Here is a 20840-nt window from a genome sequence, read left to right on the forward strand (position 1 = left end):
GATAACTTATTAGCTACATGATACATTTCCATTAATTATGGATAATAAAAATAAAACGTTTGGAGTAGTATTATTATGTGTTCAGTATTCGGTATCCTTGACATAAAGAGCGACTCATCAGTACTTCGTACAACAGCTCTTGAGCTATCAAAAAAAATGCGCCACCGCGGCCCTGATTGGTCAGGTATTTATGCCTCAGACAATGCTATTCTAGTTCATGAGCGTTTAGCAATCGTTGACCTTAATAGTGGCGAACAACCGCTGTACAACACAGATAAAAGTCATGTACTTGCAGTAAATGGTGAAATCTATAACCATAAAGAACTACGTGCTGAATTTGCACCTGATTACCCTTTCCAAACAGAATCTGATTGTGAAATTATTTTAGCGCTTTATAAAGAAAAAGGCCCAGAGCTGTTAGATTACCTCAACGGTATCTTTGCCTTTATTCTTTATGATGAGCAAGAAGATGCTTACCTTATTGGCCGTGACCACATTGGCATCATTCCACTTTATCAAGGCTATGATGAGCATGGTAACTTCTATGTTGCATCAGAAATGAAAGCACTAGTCCCTGTGTGTAAAACAATCAGTGAATTTCCTCCAGGTACTTATCTTTGGAGTAAAAAAGGCGAACCTGTTCGTTACTACAAACGTGACTGGATGGAATTTGATGCCGTTAAAGACGCTAAAACAGATAAAGTAGCATTAACCGATGCGCTTGAAAGTGCCGTTAAACGCCAATTAATGACAGATGTACCTTATGGGGTATTACTGTCAGGTGGTTTAGATTCATCCGTTATTTCTGCTATCACGAAAAAATTTGCAGCTAAACGTATTGAAGATGATGAGCAGTCACAAGCATGGTGGCCAACACTGCACTCCTTTGCTATCGGCCTTGAAGGTGCTCCCGATTTAAAAGCAGCGAAAATTGTAGCAGATGCAATTGGTACGGTTCACCATGAATTAACCTATACCGTTCAAGAAGGGTTAGATGCTATTCGTGATGTGATTTACCACATTGAAACCTATGATGTCACCACGATTCGTGCATCAACCCCTATGTATTTGATGTCACGTAAGATCCGTGCAATGGGTATTAAAATGGTACTTTCAGGAGAAGGTGCTGATGAAATCTTTGGTGGCTATTTATATTTCCATAAAGCGCCTAACGCAAAAGAATTTCATGAAGAGACAGTGCGTAAATTGTTAGCGCTTAATATGTTTGACTGTGCACGCGCGAACAAATCAATGGCGGCATGGGGCATCGAAGCACGAGTACCGTTCTTGGATAAAGAATTCCTTGATGTTGCAATGCGCATTAACCCTCAAGATAAAATGTGTGGCAACGGCAAAATGGAAAAACACATTGTTCGCGAGTGTTTTGAACACTACCTTCCAGAGTCTGTTGCATGGCGCCAAAAAGAGCAGTTTTCAGACGGTGTCGGCTATGGCTGGATTGATAGCCTTAAAGAAGTCGCGGCAGCTAAAGTCACCGATCAGCAATTAGCTACTGCTGCGTTCCGTTTCCCGTATAACACGCCAACAACAAAAGAAGGTTATGTTTACCGTGAAATTTTTGAAGAACTATTCCCATTAGAAAGCGCAGCTAAATGTGTTCCTGGTGGTCCATCTATTGCTTGTTCTAGTGCCAAAGCAATTGAGTGGGATGAGAGCTTTAAAAATGCCGCCGATCCATCAGGTCGTGCGATTGCCGCGGTTCATAACCAAGCTTACAAAAAATAAATAAATTTACCGCATAAAAAAACCGCCATCAAAAATGGCGGTTTTTTTTAATTAATAACAATGTGTTATTAACGTTCCCAATAAGCTTCTTCTAGGCTATCTTCACGCTCAGGTAAGCCACGAGAAAGACGAGGTGAATACTGGGCTAATACTTCATAACTTACACGGTTTGCGTACAAACAAACTTGTGAAAATGATGAGTAAGTTAGGAAAGAATACTGGTGCTTACTTGAATTTGGCACGTTTTCTTTATGGTAACGGTTAGCAGACATATCATGTAATAACGCAGATAATGCACCATCACCAGCACCGTTAGTATTTTTAATACGCTCTGGGCCACCCATATATGGAGCGATATGTGAATAAACCTTAGTTGGGTTTTCACACGTTGCTTTAATCATTGGACGACTAAATTCGTAACGGTTAAATTCAGCAATATCACCTGGTAATAGTGGCAACGCAGTTTCACGTTTTGCTGACTCTTCAGTATAACCCGCAGTGTATAACCCAACAGGGCCCGCAGTACATAGTACAAGATCAACCCACTCAAGAGTTTTATCTGCTGCAACAAGAGGATCTGACTCGCCAGTTAATGCTTCGCCTTCGTCTTCGTTCATTGCAACCACAGTAACATGATCACGTAAGAAATCACGCCACCACTGTGGATCATCTTGAATAACGAATTTAGTACCCAATGTTAATACAACAGGCACATCATATTTTTTCGCGTACTCAATTGCTTGCATTGTTGCAGCTGGCATTGGGTCGCCTGGCTTACAACGAACAAGATAAGCGGTCAGTACTAAAGCTGATGCGTTTTCAAATACGCACTCAGGAATACTATCAGGCTTCAGTTGGTTCATTCGACCTTCGTTAATTGCGAAGGTACGCTCACCATCTTTAGAAATCAGCGCAAAACAACGGCCAATAGGACCATCTACAGGTTGTAAATAGTTCATATCCATACGGCTTGAGGTATTACAAAGATAACGGTACGCATAGCTACCAATTTCAATGTCTTTACTCATCACGCCTAATAATACAGATTTATCATCGGCTAATACTGAATAGTTATGTAAAGTATTACCGATTGTGCCGCCAGCAAACTCATGAGTCACAAGATTATTTTCTTTTAGCTCATGGTAAAGCGCTTCAGCTTTTTCATCAGTAATAACTAATGAATGCCCTTTACTTAGCTCATAACGTTCCAGAAACTCATCATCAACGTAGGCTTCAATATCAACCAATGTTTGATCGATACCCACAACATGAGTACGTGTTAAACGCTTCTCTATCTTCGTTTGACTTAGAAGTGGATCGCGAGCATGTACGGGAAAATAATGCTTAGATTTTCGTTGGCCTGGAAATTTCATGTCAATGGGCTGTCAAGTTGTAAATTTTGCGAATTCTATCACAGAATTTGGTACATAAAAGCAAAAGCTATCATAGGTTTTGCGAATAATAGCCATAAACAATAACGCAAACGTTATCGTCAAGGGAATAATTTTCCTGTCGCTATCGGCATTACCATCCTTGTGTATGCTGCTTAACCAAGCTTTCCATCATTGCTATATGAGCAGAATCATCATTTAAGCATGGGATCAAATTAAACTCTTTGCCACCTGCCTCAATAAATACCTCTTTACATTGTTCAGCAATCTCTTCTAAGGTTTCTAAGCAATCAACCGAAAAAGCCGGGCACATTACATCCAACCGTTTTATGCCTTTTTCTGCTAACGAGCGAATCGTCGCTTCAGTATACGGTTTTAACCATTCTTCACGCCCAAAAATAGATTGATAACTCATGCTCATTTTTTCTCGCGCCATATCAAGCGACTGAGCAAGTAACACGGTTGTTTGATGACAATGATCTGGATAGGGATCGCCATTATCTGCATAACGTTGGGGAATGCCATGATAAGAACATAATAAATAATCTGGTTGTCCTTTCTCTGCCCAAACTTTTTCAACAGATTGAGCTAACGCAGCAATATAATCAGGGTGATCATAATAATGGTTCACAAACCGTAATTCGGGTAATTCAGGCACTGTTTTCAACTCTTTAGCAATACGATCAAAAACCGCAGCTGTTGTCGTCGCTGAATATTGAGGGTATAGCGGCAACACAAGTATTTGTTTGCACCCTTGTTGCTTTAATTGCTGCAAGCCTGATTGAATACTCGGCTCACCATAAGTCATTCCTAATGCAACAGGAACATTAAGCTTTTGTTGTAGGGCTTGTTGCTGACGACGTGAATACACCATTAACGGTGATCCATCATCCATCCATACTGATTGATATAATTTAGCCACTTTAGGTGAACGTATTGGTAAAATAATGCCATGCAAAATAGGACACCATAACCAACGCGTCATATCCACGACTCGCTTATCATGCAAAAATTCAGCTAAAAACTGTTTCACGCCAGCAGTTGTTGGTGCATCAGGAGTACCAAGATTAACCAGTAATACCCCATAGTTATTATTTATTGTCATCGGTATTTATCCTTTATCTTTACTCTATTTATTCCCGTCGCTGAAAATACGTTATTCCCAGCCTCAAACGAATACATTTCAGCAACAAAAAATACTCAATCTTGTTATAACATCTTATAACACCCGTATATTAAAACCAAAAAAAACGAGCATTACCAATTGGTAAGCCCGTTTATTTACATCGTTATTAGCTATTATAAATATTAGCTAATCAACAATGTTATTTATGCTAGTGCTTTCTCAAGCTGTGCGCTTACTTCAGCAACAGGTAAAGTACCATCGAATTTAAGGTACTTAGTGTTACCAGCCGCTGCTTCTTTACCGTAGTACTCGATAAGTGGTGCAGTTTGGTTATGGTATACCGTTAGACGTGCACGAACAGTTTCTTCTTTATCATCTTCACGGATAACAAGATCTTCACCTGTTACGTCATCTTTACCTTCAACCTTTGGTGGGTTGTAAACAGCATGGTAAGTACGACCTGAAGCAAGGTGAGCACGACGACCCGCCATACGCTCAACAATCACATCATCAGCAACATCAAATTCAATAACGTAATCTACAACAACGCCATTTTCTTTAAGACCATCAGCTTGAGGAATTGTGCGAGGGAAACCATCAAGTAGGAAACCTTTTGCACAATCTTCTGCAGTGATACGCTCTTTAACAAGACCAAGGATGATATCGTCAGATACAAGTTGACCTGCATCGATCACTGATTTTGCTTGCTTACCTAGTTCAGTGCCCGCTTTGATTGCTGCACGTAACATATCACCAGTAGAAATTTGAGGAATACCAAATTTTTCCATGATGAATTGAGCTTGAGTACCTTTACCTGCACCTGGAGCACCCAGAAGGATAATGCGCATTGTGTTCCCCTTTAAAATAGAGTGGAGATTTGCAAAAAACTGAAAATACACTGATTAGCGCTCAGTCGCAAGCTTGGTACTGTGACCAAGCTGCGATTGAATGATTTATCAGAATAGTCTGTGATTTTGATTGGTTAATTGATTATTTAACCAACAATTTGTTTACGGCAGCTAAGAACTGTGAAGGATCGTCCATTGTGCCACGCTCAGCAAGCATTGCTTCACCAAACAAGAACTCAACCCAACGGCCAAAGACTTCTTCGTCAGCTTCATCCGCCATTTGCTTCACTAAGCTATGCTCTGGATTTAACTCAAAGATGTACTGCACTTCTGGTGCTTCATGACCTGCTGCTGCAAGCAATTTCGCCATTTGCGTGCCCATTTCATTTTCATCTGTCACCATTACCGCTGGCGTATCATGCAGTTTAAATGTTGGACGTACTTCTTTAACCCGCTCACCAAGGTATGTTTTGGTACGCTCAGTTACTGATGTGAATTCTTTTTCTGTTTCTTTTTGCTTTTCTTTTTCTTCTGCATTATCAAATGAAGATAGATCAAGATCAGATTTTGTGATCGCTTGGAATTTCTTACCTTCAAACTCAGGTAAGTGACCCATTAGGTATTCATCAATACGATCGTACATCAAAATAACTTCTAAGCCTTTCGCACGGAACTGCTCAAGGTGTGGGCTGTGTTTCGCCGCATTGAAGTTATCTGCAGTTAAGTAATAAATTTTATCCTGACCGTCTTTCATGCGGCCAAGATAATCAGCTAATGAAACCGTCTGCTCTGCTGTATCATTCTCTGTTGATGAGAAACGTAGCAACGTTGCAATCTTATCGCGGTTGCTAAAATCTTCAGCTAAGCCTTCTTTTAGCACCTGACCAAATTCTTTCCAGAATGACTGGTATTGCTCTGGCTCATTTTTCGCCATGCGCTCAAGCATTTGTAACACACGTTTAGTACACGCTTTACGTAGTGCTTGAGTTACTTTGTTGTCTTGTAGAATTTCACGAGATACGTTTAGAGGTAAATCATTTGAATCAATTAAGCCGCGCACAAAACGTAAGTACGTTGGCATGAACTGCTGAGCATCATCCATAACGAACACTCGTTGCACATACAATTTAAGACCATGTTGGCCATCGCGGTTATTAAGATCCCACGGTGCTTTTGATGGAATGTATAATAAGCTAGTGTAATCTTGCTTACCTTCAACACGGTTATGGCTCCATGCTAATGGTTCGGCATAATCATGAGCGACGTGGTTGTAAAACTCTTTGTACTCTTCATCGCTGATATCAGACTTATTACGCGTCCACAGTGCCTGCGCTTTGTTAATTTGATCCCATTTTGTTCCAGTAACCTTGCCTTCTTCATCTTGTTCTTCTGTTTGAATAAAGACAGGAATACCAATGTGATCAGAATATTTACCAACGATCTCACGTAAGCGGTGCTCTTCTAAGAACTCTTGTTCATCAGCACGCAAATGTAAAATGATATCAGTACCACGGGTCGTTTTAGTGATGGTTTCAATGCTGTAATCACCTTCACCTGCTGATGTCCAGCTTACGCCTTCTTCGGCATTCACTTCAGCACTACGAGTATTGACTGTAACATTATCAGCAACAATAAATGCTGAATAGAAACCAACACCAAACTGACCAATCAGTTGTGAATCTTTGGTTTCATCTTCATTTAGTTGAGCAAAAAATTCTTTAGTACCTGATTTAGCAATAGTCCCTAAATGCTCAATCGCTTGTTCACGCGTCATACCAATACCATTATCACTAATGGTTAATGTACCCGCATCTTTATTAACTGATAGCTTTACACATAAATCAGCATCGTTACCGTAAAGCGCTGTTTGAGACAAGGCCTTAAAACGTAATTTATCAGCAGCATCAGATGCATTGGAAATCAATTCACGTAAAAAAATCTCTTTATTAGAGTAAAGAGAATGAATCATTAAATGCAGTAGTTGTTTTACTTCCGACTGGAAGCCACGTGTTTCCTTTTGATTATCAACTGTTTGCTCGCTCATTTCGACTCCAAAAAATTTATGAGTAGTATATAAAGATAAATATGGTCAAACTGTATGATTTCAACCTAAAATAACATGTTTTTTATTTTTATATTTTTTGAGTAACGGTTTTATATTTTTAGATTCAGATAGTATTCAGAAAAAACATATAAAATACTATTTATATAAAACCCTTGGCAAGGCTAAACCAATGACGGCAAATGCAACTAAGTATTTGATTGGAAATCGTTTTATTTTCGATCCTAATGATAACAGCTTAATAGATAAATGTGATAATAATGAATTAACTCGACTTGGTAGCAATGAAAGTCGAGCTTTAAGTTTGCTCATTGAAGATCCTAGCCTAATTATTACTCGCCAACGAATTCATGATTATGTATGGCGTGAACAAGGGTTTGAAGTCGATGATTCGAGCCTAACGCAAGCGATTTCGACCTTACGTAAGGCATTAAAAGACTCAACAAAATCACCTGAATTTGTAAAAACAGTGCCTAAACGTGGCTATCAAATGATTGCTTCTGTGGAGGGTTACATCTGTCAAAAACAGTTATTAGAACCCGAAACAAAGACTGATGAACCAGCGGTACTTTCTACACCACCAGAATTTGAACCGATACTTTCTTCACCACGTAAAGAAGCGTATAGCTATACACCTACAACTGCACATTATCCTCAGGATAAAGTATCAGAGGAAAATAAGTCGACATTGATCTCGTGGAAAGGTTGGTTAGCATTAGCGATTGCGTTTGTATTGCCAATTATTGTTAACCTCAGCATGCCACCAAAATCTGTTGCTTTTACACCTTTATTTGATGTTGATGGGGTAACTATTTATGCGTCTAAAAATAACACTGAAATCAAACAGTGGCAGGATTTAATCCGAACTTGTGTAAACAGTTACATTCAATATCACAATAATCCAGAGATGAAACCGTCGGAAGTTATTGTGACTGGCGGTCAAAATAACCAATTGTATTTAAACTATTTACATAGTAGTAAGCAGCCTGCAGAAAATGTCACACTGCGTTTACTCACGAGCGGTAAGGATAACTCAAATTTATGTCGCTAACGGCCTCTAACCAAATAACCCGTCTTTTACACAAATACTGGCCTTTTTTGATTTTAATTAGCTCAATTACTCTGTGTTCATGGGTTTATTATTCAACAGACTACAAGCAACAACAGTTGTTGATGTCGCGTGAATGGCAAAGCACGACGATTAGTCAAATAGAATCATTACCACAATCGTCACTGCAAGAATTACGCAAAGTAAAACAAAGCAGTAATATGGTATTTTTACCTAACCATACTTATTCTCGAATCACGATTCTTGAGTTACACAGTGATGAACCACAACCCCTAACGATCCATATTTCAGAGTCAGGTCGATGGGATGTCAGTGGCGGCTATTTATTAACAGAACCATTAGAATTTAAAGATATCACATCAGGTTCAAACCATGATTTTGATAGTAAACAGCTAAATATTATTAGAGATATCTTTAGGATGAATGCTCAAGAAAGTCGGCGCATTGACACTATCAACGAGCATACCTTATTACTGACTAGTCTCACTCATGGCTCTAAGGTTTTGTATTCAACAAAATAATCCCTTAACGCTTAAGACTATATAAATAGCAGTAAATAAAAAACCGCGCTCAAAGAACGCGGTTTTTTTATTGCAATAATAACCATGGCTACAATCGCTGCCGTCCAGCAAGAGAGTGTGATAGCGTGGTGCCATCAACCAATTCTAACTCGCCACCAACGGGTACACCGTGAGCAATTCGGCTCGCAGGTACATTATATTCATGACAAAGTTCAGCAATATAATGGGCAGTTGCCTCGCCTTCAACCGTTGGGTTGGTAGCTAAAATTAATTCATTAATTGCTTCTTTTTGTAAACGAAACTCTAGCGTATCAAGACCAATATCAGCAGGACCAATACCATCAAGTGGTGATAAATGGCCCATTAATACAAAATAACGTCCTGAAAATTGACCGGTTGCTTCTACTGCTACAATATCTGCAGGGCTTTCGACCACACAAATAATACCGTTCTCTTTACGCCGAGGGTTATCACAAATTGCACAAACATCATCTTCGGTAAACGTACGACAATCACGACAATGACCAATCTCAGTCATGGCTTGATTTAACGCATCAGCGAGTTGTAAGCCACCTTGACGATTTCGTTGTAGCAAATTAAAAGCCATCCGTTGTGCTGACTTAGGGCCAACCCCAGGCAAACAACGTAAGGCTTCCATCAAATGCTCCAGTAAATGACTGGTTCGCATTGATTAAAACGGTAGCTTAAAGCCAGCAGGTAAATTCATACCGCCGGTAACACCTGCCATTTTTTCTTTTTGTGTTTCTTCGATACGACGTGCTGCATCATTGAATGCCGCAGCAATCAAATCTTCAAGCATGTCTTTATCATCTTCCATTAGACTTTCATCAATTTCAACACGACGAACGCTGTGGCTGCCTGTGATAGTTACTTTAACAAGGCCAGCACCAGATTCACCAGTAACTTCCATGTTAGCAACTTCTTCTTGCATCTTTTGCATGCGCTCTTGCATTTGCTGCGCTTGCTTCATCATGTTGCCCATACCGCCTTTACCAAACATATCTCTTCTCTCTCTATCGGGTCTGGTTAAAAATTTTAAACAGGTCTAATACTTTCTTCATCCAGTTGTGCAGCAAAACGCTGACAAATGAAATTAACATTAGGATCGTTAGCTAAACTGTCTCGCGCTTGTAGCAATTTTTGTTGGTACAAACTTTCGCGTAATTCAAGCGGTGTCTGACCTTGCTCGCCTAAAACAATCGACAATTGTACAGGTACTTGTAACACCTCACTCAAGGCACTGTTTAATTGTGCCGTCGCTCGATCAGCTTGCAAATGTTTCTGAGCCGAACGTAAATACAATGTAATGTGATCATCCACACGTTCAAAAGCCGAATTCAATGCTAATTGCTGAATTAATTTTGGCACATCAAGCTGAGTGACTAACTGTGACCAACTATCCTGATTTGCAGCTTCATTGACAAGTAATTTCGCCATCTCAGGCGTTTTTTCATGTTCTAAAGCGCGCTTCAATACTCGTGGGGTTAACTCAGGCTTAACATCGGCCTCTAACGCTGGCTTTGCCATCGGTTTCCAACGATATTCATCGTCTTCAGTCGCATTATTCGCCACTGTCGACGCCGGCATCGCATGGGATTTCATTGTTGGCATCGAGGTTTGCTTACTCGCAATCCGATCCATCACTGAAGTTGCGACTTTTTTAGCTGGCGTCGTTAGATCCTTTTTTGGCGACGTGCTCGTTGTTTGTCCGTCTTGGCCACGTTTGGTCTGACTACGTAATTGATTACGCGCGGCTAATAACCCTGATGCTGCCGATGGTCGAACAGGCGCAGCATCTATTGGTGGTTGCGTCACCGGTTGTGGTGGCTGTGGCACTGATGATTGTTCCTGTGGCGCAGGCGCAACAATAACGTCAGGCATTGATGCTGGAGCCATCGGTGCTGCCGACTGAGGTGCGACAACAGGTGCTACCGTTGATTGAATATTATTCGTTGCCGGTGTTTGCATTTGTGCTTTTAATGCTTGTACTCGCGAGACACCGCTGGTCGCGGGTGCCACTAACGGTGCAGGCTGACTACTCGGCACCACAATCGCCTGAGGCGTAATACTGCCACCACTAACAGGACGGAAAGCAAGCATACGCAATAACACCATTTCTAAGCCAGTACGGCCATCGGGTGCAAACGACAGATCTTGACGCCCTTGTAAGCAAATTTGATAACACAATTGTACATCTTGTGGTGTCATCAATTGGCTCAATAAATTAATTCGCTCAGCATCAGGTAAGCTATCATCTAAACTTGCTGGTAATGCTTGGAACATTGCCACTCGGTGCAATTGTGCCGATAATTCACGTAATAAACTATCCCACTCAATACCGATCGAGGCTAACTGCTGCAAACTTGCCATTGCAGTATTAGCATCAGCTGTTGCCACCGCTTCAAGTAATGACAACGCTTGATCGGTATCTAATGTACCTAGCATTGTCGCAACAGTTTCAGCACTAACATTGCCATTACCCAATGCAATCGCTTGGTCTGTTAAACTTAATGCATCACGCATACTGCCTTCAGCTGCACGAGCTAGCAACGCTAATGCACGCGCTTCATACTCGACTTTCTCTTCCGTTAGGACTTTATCGAGTTGGGCATGGATTTGTTGATGATCAAGATGTTTTAAATGAAACTGTAAGCAACGCGATAAAATCGTTACTGGTAATTTTTGCGGATCAGTCGTCGCCAGAATGAATTTCACATATTCTGGTGGCTCTTCTAATGTTTTCAATAATGCATTAAAACTATGACGTGAAAGCATGTGCACTTCGTCAATCAGATAAACTTTAAAGCGGCCACGTGCAGGTTTATACTGCACGTTATCCAACAATTCACGTGTATCTTCAACTTTAGTGCGTGATGCAGCATCAATTTCTAGCAGATCAACAAACCGTCCTTCATCAATTTCACGACAGGTTGTACATTTACCACAAGGCGTAGCTGTGATGCCTTGCTCACAATTTAACCCTTTAGCAAAAATACGTGCAATCGTCGTTTTACCTACTCCACGCGTACCACTAAAAAGATAAGCATGGTGAAGCCGATTTTGCTCTAAGGCATTACCTAGTGCAGTTAATACGTGTGATTGTCCAACCACATCAGCAAACTGGTAGGGACGCCATTTTCGGGCCAGAACCTGATAACTCATTTATAAATAACCTTAATCAATCTGGACTGCATCTGGTGTAACGAAACTCGCCACTCTTTCTTTTATTCTCGCCATCATAGCTATAATGATAGTAACCGATATCGATCATTATAAAACAAAGAAAATAAACGAAATAGTAATGAGGTATGTAAAACATTGAAATCAGCATCAATGCTAGCATAGTGCTGTTTAGTGAGCGAGAGGGCGCTAGAGTAAGCGCCCAATGATTAGCCAACTATCACCTTAATAGGAAATATGCTTAAGCTATAGCGTATTAATTAGTGACCAGGAAAATCACAAATAGAGTAAACGTCAAGACCCAAGCCTTGTAGACGCGCTTCACCACCGATATCAGGTAAGTTGATAACAAATGCCGCATCCTTAACATCACCGCCTAAACGGCGTACTAAGTTAGTGGTTGCTTCAATTGTGCCGCCCGTCGCCAATAAATCATCAACAAGTAGCACTTTGTCACCCGCAACAATCGCATCTTTATGAATTTCTAGCGTGTCTTTGCCATACTCAAGTTCATAACTTTCAGCGATCACTTCACGCGGTAATTTACCCGGCTTACGTACAGGTACAAATGCAACCCCAAGTGCTAGAGCTAAAGGTGCACCAAATAAGAAACCACGAGCTTCTGTACCAATAATCTTAGTGATGCCTTGATCTTGATACTTTTCAGCTAAAATCGCAATCGTAGCGCGATACGCTTCAGGTACTTCCATTAGGCTTGTTACGTCACGAAAAAGAATACCTGGCTTAGGATAATCTTGAATTGATTTAATGCTATTGGTAATTAAATTTAATGTTTCTTGATTCATCATTCTTTCCGTACTTACTCTGACGGCAAACAGAGTAATCTTAAGTTAAAGCCTGCTAGTTGCAGACAAAGCATAAAAATAGAGCCGTTAATAACAGCCGTATTTTTATGTGACAATCGAGCATTTTATGAGTTTTCGTCGAGTTCGGCAACTGACACAGAATCAGGTTGAATATCAACAATGGGTAAGCGATTAAAACAGTACAATAAAACCGCACATCCCGTCAGTAACATCCCCTTATGCCACCATAATGGCACCATAATAATAGAGAAAGTAAAACTGAGCACGATCATGATCAATCCCCGCCGTTTCACAACCGATGTCACGGCTCCATGCTGATGCCAATTAACTAAAATAGGTCCCAGTTGTGGGTGTTGATGAAGCCAATGATTTAACTTAGGCGAGCCCCGCATAAAACATGCGCTAGCTAACAATAAAAACGGCGTTGTAGGTAATAAGGGTAAAAAAATCCCCATGACACCTAAGACGACGGCAATCCAGCCAATAGCGACTAAAATATAGCGTACCACTCGACTATTCACCTTTTTTCCTTCGTTCAAGCTTTTATTACCTCAATCAACCTATTAAACAACCCTAATATTTTTCCTATTAGGTAATTTACTGCGTGTAACGATAATTAGTTTTAATTGTTAATATACCGCATCATTCATTAGTAAGCGTTATATCTCGCAGTAAATTAAACAATATTTATTAAATTCGTTTAAAGAATTGATTCAAATCACAACAGTATATTGAATCTCGATTAGACTAATAAACATAGAGATACTGCATTAGATACTTATTTAATCGCAGTATAACAACACCCAATCAAAGCATAGCTAATATTATTAATCACTAGCTTTCCTATTGAATATCATCACTATGGCTATCACCGATATGAATTATAAAAATTTTCAGTATCCGTTAGAAACTGAATACTCATCGCTAGCAGAAAAATTAAAAAATGAAATGCTAATCAATCATTTAAATAATAATGCCGACACAATAGATAATACCGATCTCAATGATCTTATCGTAATGGCTAAATCGTCCTTTATTCCTAATCTTTTTGATATGGCAATACGATTAGAAAAAGTAGATGCTGCAGTATGCTCATTTAAATTAGGAATGTATGGCTTATGTGCTGATTGTGAAGAAGAGATTGAATACAGCGATCTCGAACAAGATCCAGCCCAGCCTCGATGCAAATCATGCCGTGAACATAGTCGCTATCATCACGATTAACTATCACTAAAAGTCATATTGTTATTACGAATAAGTAAAAGGCAACATAAGCTGCCTTTTACTTTTAAATCACAAAATCATTACATCACTACACTGTAATTTCTGCGTAACGACTAATTAAAATCTTTTTCAGCCATCCAAATTTTAAACGCTTTTTTATCTTCTTTAGACGCTTTGGTGTACCACATCTTAAGCTGTATTAATGCATCGCCTGTGATTTCAACTTTCCCCGTTTCATTATCAACATTCACTGAAACTTGTTGTAAATCAACAGCATTACCCTGCTCAATCACAATGCCATTATCGCGATTATAAGCAGCAATAACCGCTTCAATATCACTGTATGCGGCAAAACCATCACCTTGCAACTCAACCCCAACCAATGGCTTTGTTACACCATTTTCAAGGGCTAATTGCCATGTTGCACCACGTTCAAAAAAAGCTTTTGCTTGTGATTCAGTTGTTAGTCGAGGCAATGTTATCTCAGCATTCCTATCAACTAAATCAATATCAAACAAATACGGACGAGTGGTATAAATAGTTGTCTTTGAACCACGCTTAACCTCACCATCAAAACGTACCACAATTTGATGCTTACCGTCGGTTAATTCAACGCTCTCAACCTCACTCCAGCCTTGACCTTTCACTTCTTTACCATCAACGGCTAATAACTTCACTTTATCCGCCACCGTCAATGTTGCAGCTTGTGCCGTTACTGAAAACAATGCCATTAATAGCCATAGATTTTTTTTCATGTATTAATCCTTAATATTTTTATTGGCTGATTATTGTTATCACTACTATCTGTTGTCAGCGCGATAACAATAACCACCCTCTGCTTAACAAAACAAAAAGTAGCAAAAAGCCGCCAAGGAGGCGGCTTCATCTATCATTACATCGCAGCCAAATTAGAATTTAACTTCTAGACCAGCAACGTAACCGAAATCTTCTAGCTCATCTTTCTTATCGTCAGAGTAACCTAGTTCAAGGTATGCACGTACATTGCTGTGCAATTGTTGAGTTACGTTTGCGTACACATTGTTGATTACGTTACCGTTATCAACTTTATCTTCGCCACGAACATAGCCAAGTGCCAATGTTGTTTTGTCGATAGTGTAAGAACCGTTGATTTCGTATAGATCAATATTCTTATTTGTTACTTTAGTATCAGCAGCTTGGTACTTAACTTGACCAAAAGATGCAGCTAGGTTAATTGCACCCATTGCGTATTCAGCTTCAAGGTTGTAGCCGCTGATATCTTCACCCGCTTCACCAGGAATGATGATTGGATTGCCATTCTTGTCATTAAACTCAGTTAAGCCTTTAAGACCAATGCGCTTACCGTCGTATCCATACACACGAACATCTAGACCACCAGTACGGAAACCAATACGACCATCGGTAATTGTAGTGCTGTGGTCAGTGTCCATTTCATGAGAAACCGCAGTGTAGAAAGTACCGTTGTCGTAAACGTACTTAGCAACACGGTCGCCTTCAGTTTGTGCGAAATCAACTTGGCCAGCACCTAACTCGTAGTCTTTACCGATACCTGAATCATCCGAAACTAGAAGTTGACGACCAATAGTTATTGTTCCGAATTCACCAGAGAAACCAGTCCATAGCTCGTAGTTCTGTAGATCGCGGCTTTCGTATTTGAATGCAGTACCGGAAACAACATTCAGATTGTCAGAAACAGCAACTGTTGCATGAAGAACTAAATCACCATCATCAATACGAATAGTTGAATCGCCATGCTTTTCAAAACCATCGTAAAGTTGTACTTCAGCTGCGCCAGAAAGATCAACTTTAACGCCATTTGCATCGTAAAGGTTGATGCCAGCATTCGCAGAACCAGCTGCAGTTAGAACTGCTAGCGCTAATAGAGTTTTTTTCATGATATGTCCACTGCCTTTCTTATTGTTGTAAATCTCAGTCCTGAGATTCCCTGTCCTTATATTCCCCTGTCATGAGTTCTATTTTTAAAACAAAACACTAAAACACAAAGGAAGTAATTTATGGCTCACATCCTGACAGAAGTTCAATATTTTTGTCAAATAATCTAAATTAAATATAAAAAAACATAAAACACATCACAAAAACAAATAGTTACGTAAAATAGATTCGATATTAATCACAAAAAAATAAGTAAAAAAATGCAATTAACATTAAATTAATACCTATGAACAGCGGTGATTTACATAACTAATCAACCTAAAAACACAAAAAAAACAGCATAAAACACTGTGCTAAATTCAAATGAGCAGCATTTAAATTTACTAGCAGAAAGTGCCTATAACGCAAATGTAATAGAAATAAAAAATCGTGAGCGATCCCTCACTTTAAAATATAAATAGCGTAATTTTTGTTACCGCTCACATTTAGTGCTTCATGCTATAATGCTTTTCCCGGCCCTTATGAAGTTTCAACCATGCTGCACAACACCATAAAAAGCGACATCAAACAGTGTTACATCAACCTTGGTCATCAACTCGATAACTTTATTCCTCGTCGTGCACAAAACTATTTAGTTGCAGAAATAGCGAAAACACTCGCAGGTGAATACCATAAAAAGAATCGAGTTCTCGTTGCAGAAGCAGGGACGGGTATTGGTAAATCTCTGGCCTATTTAATTGGCGGGATCCCTTTTGCATTGTTCAATAATAAAAAACTGTTGATTTCAACGGCAACCGTCGCCCTTCAAGAGCAATTAATTACCAAAGATTTACCGTTGTTTAATCAAATTTTCCCACGAGAATTTAGCTTTATTCTTGCCAAAGGACGTCAACGCTATTGTTGTAACCACAAATTAGAAGCAAGTTGTTCAACCGATAGCGAATTACAACTGGGAATGTGGGAAGAAAAACCAAAAAAATCCGATCTTGATTTACTTAAACGGATGCTAAAAGCTACTGAACAAAACAAATGGGATGGTGATCGTGATAGCTGGCCGACAACGATTCCAGACAAAGTATGGCAACAAATTATGGCGGATAAACACAGCTGCCATGCAGGAATGCCTAAACACCGTAGCTGCCCTTTTGCTAAAGCACGAGAACATCTAGATAAAGCAGATGTTATTGTGGCAAACCATGCCTTATTAATGGCTGATATTGAATTAGGCGGTGGTGTGATTTTACCTGAGCCGGAACAGACCATTTATGTGATTGATGAAGCACACCATTTACCACAAGTCGCGCGTGACTTTTCATCTGCCGCATCCAGCCTCAAAGGGGCTGCTACATGGCTTGAAAAACTCAATCAAATTGTGGCTAAATTTGCTGAGCTGGCCGACTACCAAAAAGCAAACCGATTCCAAAACGCAATTCAAGACAGCGTGCAGCATTTAGTACCGACTTTAAATCAAATCGCCAACACTATTGATTCAAGCAAATTCAATAAAGATGGTGTCTATCGCTTTGAGCATGGTGAATTACCCGCATGGCTCGAAGAAGAAGCGAAAGGTTGTAAAGATGCCAGTAAGAAAGCATTACAATCATTAGGTAAAATTCAAGATCTTATCGCTGAACGTACCAAGGAAAATGTCATTATTCCACGTTTAGGTGAGCAAGCACTTACTGAGATCGGTTTTTACCTTCAACGCCTTGAAAATTTAGAAAAAGTTTGGTCTTTAATGGCACAACCCAACCATAAAAAAGGCGCACCACTTGCACGTTGGATAGAAAAAAGTCCTGAACGTGAGAATGATTACATCATTGAAGTATCACCATTAGAAGTCGGCTATCGTCTTGATCAACTGTTATGGAGCCGTGCTGCGGGCGCTATTTTGGTGTCGGCAACATTACGTGCATTAAATCAATTTAGCTTCTTTTGTCGTCAAGCGGGAATCTCTGATGCAGAAGCAGAAGGCACGCGTTTTCTTGCACTTGCATCACCGTTTGATTATCAAAACAACGCTCGGTTAGTTATTCCAGCGCTAAAACTTGAGCCACAAGCAGAACAATTTACCGATCTACTGATAGAAGTATTGCCTGAATACCTTGAAGGTGAAACCGCAAGCTTAGTATTATTTTCATCTTACTGGCAAATGAACAAAGTCGCCGATGCCTTGCGACCATTAGCCAAGAAAAACAAATGGCAATTACTGGTTCAAGGTGAAGAATCACGCAATGAAACGCTAAAAAAACATAAAGAAAATTGTAAAAATGGCATCCCTAGCATTTTATTTGGCACTGGAAGCTTCTCAGAAGGCCTTGATTTACCCGGGGATTTATTAGAAAACCTAATTATAACTAAAATTCCATTTGCCGTACCAACATCACCAGTAGAAGAAGCACATGCAGAATATATTGAAAGTAAAGGCGGTAACCCTTTCTTACAAATTTCTGTTCCAGAAGCGAGTAAAAAGTTAATTCAATCAGTAGGTCGTCTGCTGCGAAAAGAACGCGATTCTGGTAGAGTGGTTATTTTAGATCGTCGTATTATTAATCGTCGTTATGGAAAGGCATTACTTGATTCTTTGCCTCCATTTAAACGCGTAATTGAATACAACTAATCATCTTAGCCATAATAAAAAGCATTTAAATGATTGATATGATTGAACCAGGTACATTAGCGATACTTGGCGTTGTTGCATTAGCAGCAGGATTTATTGATGCAGTAGCAGGCGGTGGCGGCATGCTTACCGTTCCTGCTTTATTGTCCCTTGGTCTTCCCCCCCATATCGCACTTGGCACCAATAAACTAGCAGCAAGCTTTGCTTCCTCAACGGCGGCATGGACGTATTACAAGAAACAATTATTTAATCCACAATTTTGGAAGGCATCCTTTGTTGCAACTTTTATCGGCGCAATTATTGGTACGCTGACAGTGAATCTCATCAGTGGTACATGGCTAGAAAAAATCCTACCTTTAGTGATTTTTGCGGTCGCTATTTACAGCTTATGGCATCCACACCCAAATCCTGATCAAACACAATTACCAGAGGTAACCAAAACCTTTAAACGTAAACAGTGGCTACAAGGATCGAGCTTAGGTTTTTATGATGGTTTAGCAGGCCCCGGAACTGGCGCATTTTGGACGGTATCAAGTTTGGTCTTATATCGATTAGATATGCTACGCGCTTGTGGACTCGCAAAAGCCATGAATGTCACCAGTAATATAACTTCACTTATTACGTTCATTATCTTGGGTCATGTGAATATTGCGCTAGGTTTAATTATGGGCGTATGTTTAATGATAGGTGCATATTTAGGGGCTCATTCGGCCATTCATTTTGGCGCTAAATTTATTCGTCCCGTTTTTATTACGGTCGTGTTTATTCTTGCTGCTAAATTAGCGTGGCAAGCGTGGTTTTAAACATACCCGTTTATAGGTATAACAATGATTGATCTTTCTCGATTACAAACGCTTATTGAACAACTACAACATCAAGCAGAAGAAGCCGATCGTCTTCGCGGTGAAGCGCAGCGGCCATTATTTGATCAACAATTATTTCGTCATCGAAGTAAATTACTCACACCTTGCGTTGTTGAAATTACACAAGAACTGACAACACTACAAAAAGAACAACAAGCGGGTAAATTATTACCTGAACGTACCCAGCATATGTGTGAGAAACTTATCGCTCAAATAAATGCCATTCAACGTGAACTCGCAACCCAACATATTCGTAAAAATGAACCACAGCAAGCCGCTAAATGGCAACGTTCGATCAATGACGTATACCAAGATCTTAATAAGCATAGAGATTGGGAACGCCGTTTAAAAGCTATGCTTCGAGATAAAGAATCGTTACTCAACCGTTGTGGTTCTCAGTTTGAACAGCAACAAGCTCAAAAAGAGATCCTTGCCTTAGAAGGCCGTATAAGCCGTTGCCAAGCAGCATTAATAACACTCGAAAATGAGATTAATCGCCGTGAGAGAAAAGGCTAATCTTCTCTATTCTCAACACCAAACCAAAGAGATCCATTAATGAGTAATGCACCAACATCATTAGACAATGCACCAGCAGAAATTAAACTTGCAGTTGATTTAATCTGCCTATTAGAAGATAACGATATAGATCCACAAATCGTTTTATCCGCACTTGATATTGTGCGTCATGATTTTGAGAAAAAACTGCAATCACCATCATCAAAATAATAATCAACAGCCATAAAAAAAGGCTGAATTAATCAGCCCTTTATAATATCTATTTTATCTTAAAAATAAATTAGTTAATGCCCGCACGCTTTAGCAAACCAGCCATCAATGCTGAACTTGATTTTACTTGCTTTGATTTATTTTTCAGATCCTTAGCAAGCGCTGTATCATTAACATCATTAGCAATGAAGATCATTGATTGGTACATATCACGTGGCGTTTTAATACGCTCTTTATCGTTCAATGGCTTAAGCAATGTGACGACATCAGAGCCTTTCTTTTTATTTTCAGTTGTGTAACGTAAAATTGAATCAAGTAAACGATCCATATCAACCATAAATTCAGAGTTTTCAGTACCCTGTTTTTTCATTTCTTTAAGGTTTTTCTTACGAACCTGATTAATAACAAATGCTGGTTGATTAATTTTACGATAAGCGAAGATACCCGCTAGCACCAATAACGCTACACTACCAGCTGCAACATAACCCCAGATAGAACCTGAAGATTCAGCAACAGGCTGAGCGACAGCGGCAACGTTTGCAACAGACTCTGGTACATCAGACATATTTGTAACCTTTTACTTTAAGAATTCGGAATGCGGTGAGACCTTACCACCTACTCGATAAACTGCTATATATTTTATCAAAAATTAGTTCAAATAGGAGACAGAGCTCAAATGTATGCTCATTCTGCCGTTTTCAACAACAAAAATAAAGCACTGCT

Annotated in this window: 20 protein-coding genes; 8 read left to right on the forward strand and 12 right to left on the reverse strand. The window is 39.7% G+C overall.

Annotated features, from left to right (window positions below; all coding sequences use genetic code 11):
• Window positions 1–75 precede the first annotated feature (75 nt).
• Entirely contained in the window at window positions 76–1746 is a 1671-nt protein-coding gene (asnB, locus tag CZ809_RS07855) for an asparagine synthase B (protein ID WP_080156867.1), read from the forward strand.
• 68 nt (window positions 1747–1814) lie between these two features.
• On the opposite strand, the gene CZ809_RS07860 is transcribed toward asnB, so the two are convergent.
• From CZ809_RS07860 to htpG, 4 genes are all read right to left on the reverse strand, one after another.
• The gene (locus tag CZ809_RS07860; protein WP_080156868.1) at window positions 1815–3119 is read right to left on the reverse strand and encodes an inosine/guanosine kinase; all 1305 of its coding nucleotides are present in this window, start codon (window positions 3117–3119) and stop codon (window positions 1815–1817) included.
• A 151-nt stretch (window positions 3120–3270) separates the two neighbouring features.
• Entirely contained in the window at window positions 3271–4242 is a 972-nt protein-coding gene (gene hemH / locus CZ809_RS07865; RefSeq protein ID WP_080156869.1) for a ferrochelatase, read from the reverse strand.
• 224 nt (window positions 4243–4466) lie between these two features.
• Window positions 4467–5111, reverse strand: coding sequence for an adenylate kinase (adk, locus tag CZ809_RS07870; RefSeq protein ID WP_036795529.1), 645 nt, complete (start codon window positions 5109–5111; stop codon window positions 4467–4469).
• A 142-nt stretch (window positions 5112–5253) separates the two neighbouring features.
• Window positions 5254–7155 (reverse strand): molecular chaperone HtpG, encoded by a 1902-nt coding sequence (gene htpG, locus CZ809_RS07875; RefSeq protein WP_080156870.1) that lies wholly within the window; start codon window positions 7153–7155, stop codon window positions 5254–5256.
• 190 nt (window positions 7156–7345) lie between these two features.
• On the opposite strand from htpG, the gene CZ809_RS07880 reads away from it, so the two are divergent.
• Together CZ809_RS07880 and CZ809_RS07885 are read left to right on the forward strand one after the other, a co-directional pair.
• Entirely contained in the window at window positions 7346–8224 is an 879-nt protein-coding gene (locus tag CZ809_RS07880; protein WP_080156871.1) for a transcriptional regulator, read from the forward strand.
• Entirely contained in the window at window positions 8215–8763 is a 549-nt protein-coding gene (locus tag CZ809_RS07885; RefSeq protein WP_080156872.1) for a regulatory protein ToxS, read from the forward strand. Before CZ809_RS07880 ends, CZ809_RS07885 begins: the two co-directional genes overlap by 10 nt.
• Window positions 8764–8851: 88 nt before the next feature.
• Here the strand turns inward: CZ809_RS07885 and recR are convergent, their stop codons facing one another.
• The 5 genes from recR to CZ809_RS07910 all read right to left on the reverse strand — a co-directional run bounded on the left by recR (window position 8852) and on the right by CZ809_RS07910 (window position 13312).
• A complete protein-coding gene (gene recR / locus CZ809_RS07890) occupies window positions 8852–9451 on the reverse strand; it encodes a recombination mediator RecR (RefSeq protein ID WP_080156873.1) in 600 nt (199 codons plus the stop codon).
• A 3-nt stretch (window positions 9452–9454) separates the two neighbouring features.
• The gene (locus CZ809_RS07895) at window positions 9455–9784 is read right to left on the reverse strand and encodes a YbaB/EbfC family nucleoid-associated protein (RefSeq protein ID WP_045041700.1); all 330 of its coding nucleotides are present in this window, start codon (window positions 9782–9784) and stop codon (window positions 9455–9457) included.
• Window positions 9785–9819: 35 nt separating this feature from the next.
• The gene (gene dnaX, locus CZ809_RS07900) at window positions 9820–11946 is read right to left on the reverse strand and encodes a DNA polymerase III subunit gamma/tau (RefSeq protein WP_080156874.1); all 2127 of its coding nucleotides are present in this window, start codon (window positions 11944–11946) and stop codon (window positions 9820–9822) included.
• A gap of 278 nt (window positions 11947–12224) precedes the next feature.
• Window positions 12225–12770 (reverse strand): adenine phosphoribosyltransferase, encoded by a 546-nt coding sequence (apt, locus tag CZ809_RS07905; RefSeq protein WP_080156875.1) that lies wholly within the window; start codon window positions 12768–12770, stop codon window positions 12225–12227.
• A gap of 125 nt (window positions 12771–12895) precedes the next feature.
• Window positions 12896–13312: a YbaN family protein gene (locus CZ809_RS07910; protein WP_268877582.1), complete on the reverse strand. Its 417-nt coding sequence runs from the start codon at window positions 13310–13312 to the stop codon at window positions 12896–12898.
• A 355-nt stretch (window positions 13313–13667) separates the two neighbouring features.
• Here CZ809_RS07910 and CZ809_RS07915 point away from each other — a divergent pair, with 355 nt between their 5' ends.
• Window positions 13668–14015 carry a conjugal transfer protein TraR gene (locus tag CZ809_RS07915; RefSeq protein WP_080157183.1) on the forward strand — a complete coding sequence of 116 codons (348 nt, stop codon included), beginning with the start codon at window positions 13668–13670 and terminating at the stop codon, window positions 14013–14015.
• A 113-nt stretch (window positions 14016–14128) separates the two neighbouring features.
• On the opposite strand, the gene CZ809_RS07920 is transcribed toward CZ809_RS07915, so the two are convergent.
• A complete protein-coding gene (locus CZ809_RS07920) occupies window positions 14129–14770 on the reverse strand; it encodes a YccT family protein (protein WP_080156876.1) in 642 nt (213 codons plus the stop codon).
• A 153-nt stretch (window positions 14771–14923) separates the two neighbouring features.
• Window positions 14924–15910 (reverse strand): porin, encoded by a 987-nt coding sequence (locus CZ809_RS07925; RefSeq protein WP_080156877.1) that lies wholly within the window; start codon window positions 15908–15910, stop codon window positions 14924–14926.
• A gap of 533 nt (window positions 15911–16443) precedes the next feature.
• On the opposite strand from CZ809_RS07925, the gene dinG reads away from it, so the two are divergent.
• From dinG to rsmS, 4 genes are read left to right on the forward strand one after another with little or no spacing between them, the layout of a single operon-like run.
• Window positions 16444–18528 (forward strand): ATP-dependent DNA helicase DinG, encoded by a 2085-nt coding sequence (gene dinG / locus CZ809_RS07930; protein ID WP_080157184.1) that lies wholly within the window; start codon window positions 16444–16446, stop codon window positions 18526–18528.
• 29 nt (window positions 18529–18557) lie between these two features.
• Window positions 18558–19331, forward strand: a complete 774-nt coding sequence (locus tag CZ809_RS07935; RefSeq protein WP_080156878.1) for a sulfite exporter TauE/SafE family protein — start codon at window positions 18558–18560, stop codon at window positions 19329–19331.
• Between the two features lie 24 nt (window positions 19332–19355).
• Complete coding sequence (priC, locus tag CZ809_RS07940; RefSeq protein WP_080156879.1) at window positions 19356–19907, forward strand: primosomal replication protein PriC; 552 nt, start codon at window positions 19356–19358, stop codon at window positions 19905–19907.
• 39 nt (window positions 19908–19946) lie between these two features.
• The gene (gene rsmS / locus CZ809_RS07945) at window positions 19947–20117 is read left to right on the forward strand and encodes a pleiotropic regulatory protein RsmS (RefSeq protein WP_080156880.1); all 171 of its coding nucleotides are present in this window, start codon (window positions 19947–19949) and stop codon (window positions 20115–20117) included.
• A gap of 70 nt (window positions 20118–20187) precedes the next feature.
• Here rsmS and CZ809_RS07950 read toward each other — a convergent pair whose 3' ends face one another.
• Window positions 20188–20682, reverse strand: a complete 495-nt coding sequence (locus CZ809_RS07950) for a hypothetical protein (protein ID WP_080156881.1) — start codon at window positions 20680–20682, stop codon at window positions 20188–20190.
• Window positions 20683–20840 lie beyond the last annotated feature (158 nt).

The organism is Photobacterium piscicola (assembly GCF_900166965.1).
In the GTDB taxonomy this organism is placed as follows: Bacteria; Pseudomonadota; Gammaproteobacteria; order Enterobacterales; family Vibrionaceae; genus Photobacterium; species Photobacterium piscicola.

Bases quoted from the DNA above. Each gene is read 5' to 3' on its own strand.
- CZ809_RS07925 (WP_080156877.1), bottom strand. From the start codon at position 15,910: ATGAAAAAAACTCTATTAGCGCTAGCAGTTCTAACTGCAGCTGGTTCT.
- CZ809_RS07895 (WP_045041700.1), bottom strand. From the start codon at position 9,784: ATGTTTGGTAAAGGCGGTATGGGCAACATGATGAAGCAAGCGCAGCAA.
- dinG (WP_080157184.1), top strand. From the start codon at position 16,444: ATGCTGCACAACACCATAAAAAGCGACATCAAACAGTGTTACATCAAC.
- CZ809_RS07885 (WP_080156872.1), top strand. From the start codon at position 8,215: ATGTCGCTAACGGCCTCTAACCAAATAACCCGTCTTTTACACAAATAC.
- recR (WP_080156873.1), bottom strand. From the start codon at position 9,451: ATGCGAACCAGTCATTTACTGGAGCATTTGATGGAAGCCTTACGTTGT.
- priC (WP_080156879.1), top strand. From the start codon at position 19,356: ATGATTGATCTTTCTCGATTACAAACGCTTATTGAACAACTACAACAT.
- CZ809_RS07920 (WP_080156876.1), bottom strand. From the start codon at position 14,770: ATGAAAAAAAATCTATGGCTATTAATGGCATTGTTTTCAGTAACGGCA.
- apt (WP_080156875.1), bottom strand. From the start codon at position 12,770: ATGAATCAAGAAACATTAAATTTAATTACCAATAGCATTAAATCAATT.
- hemH (WP_080156869.1), bottom strand. From the start codon at position 4,242: ATGACAATAAATAATAACTATGGGGTATTACTGGTTAATCTTGGTACT.
- asnB (WP_080156867.1), top strand. From the start codon at position 76: ATGTGTTCAGTATTCGGTATCCTTGACATAAAGAGCGACTCATCAGTA.
- CZ809_RS07935 (WP_080156878.1), top strand. From the start codon at position 18,558: ATGATTGATATGATTGAACCAGGTACATTAGCGATACTTGGCGTTGTT.
- CZ809_RS07860 (WP_080156868.1), bottom strand. From the start codon at position 3,119: ATGAAATTTCCAGGCCAACGAAAATCTAAGCATTATTTTCCCGTACAT.
- adk (WP_036795529.1), bottom strand. From the start codon at position 5,111: ATGCGCATTATCCTTCTGGGTGCTCCAGGTGCAGGTAAAGGTACTCAA.
- dnaX (WP_080156874.1), bottom strand. From the start codon at position 11,946: ATGAGTTATCAGGTTCTGGCCCGAAAATGGCGTCCCTACCAGTTTGCT.
- CZ809_RS07915 (WP_080157183.1), top strand. From the start codon at position 13,668: ATGAATTATAAAAATTTTCAGTATCCGTTAGAAACTGAATACTCATCG.
- CZ809_RS07950 (WP_080156881.1), bottom strand. From the start codon at position 20,682: ATGTCTGATGTACCAGAGTCTGTTGCAAACGTTGCCGCTGTCGCTCAG.
- CZ809_RS07880 (WP_080156871.1), top strand. From the start codon at position 7,346: ATGACGGCAAATGCAACTAAGTATTTGATTGGAAATCGTTTTATTTTC.
- rsmS (WP_080156880.1), top strand. From the start codon at position 19,947: ATGAGTAATGCACCAACATCATTAGACAATGCACCAGCAGAAATTAAA.
- htpG (WP_080156870.1), bottom strand. From the start codon at position 7,155: ATGAGCGAGCAAACAGTTGATAATCAAAAGGAAACACGTGGCTTCCAG.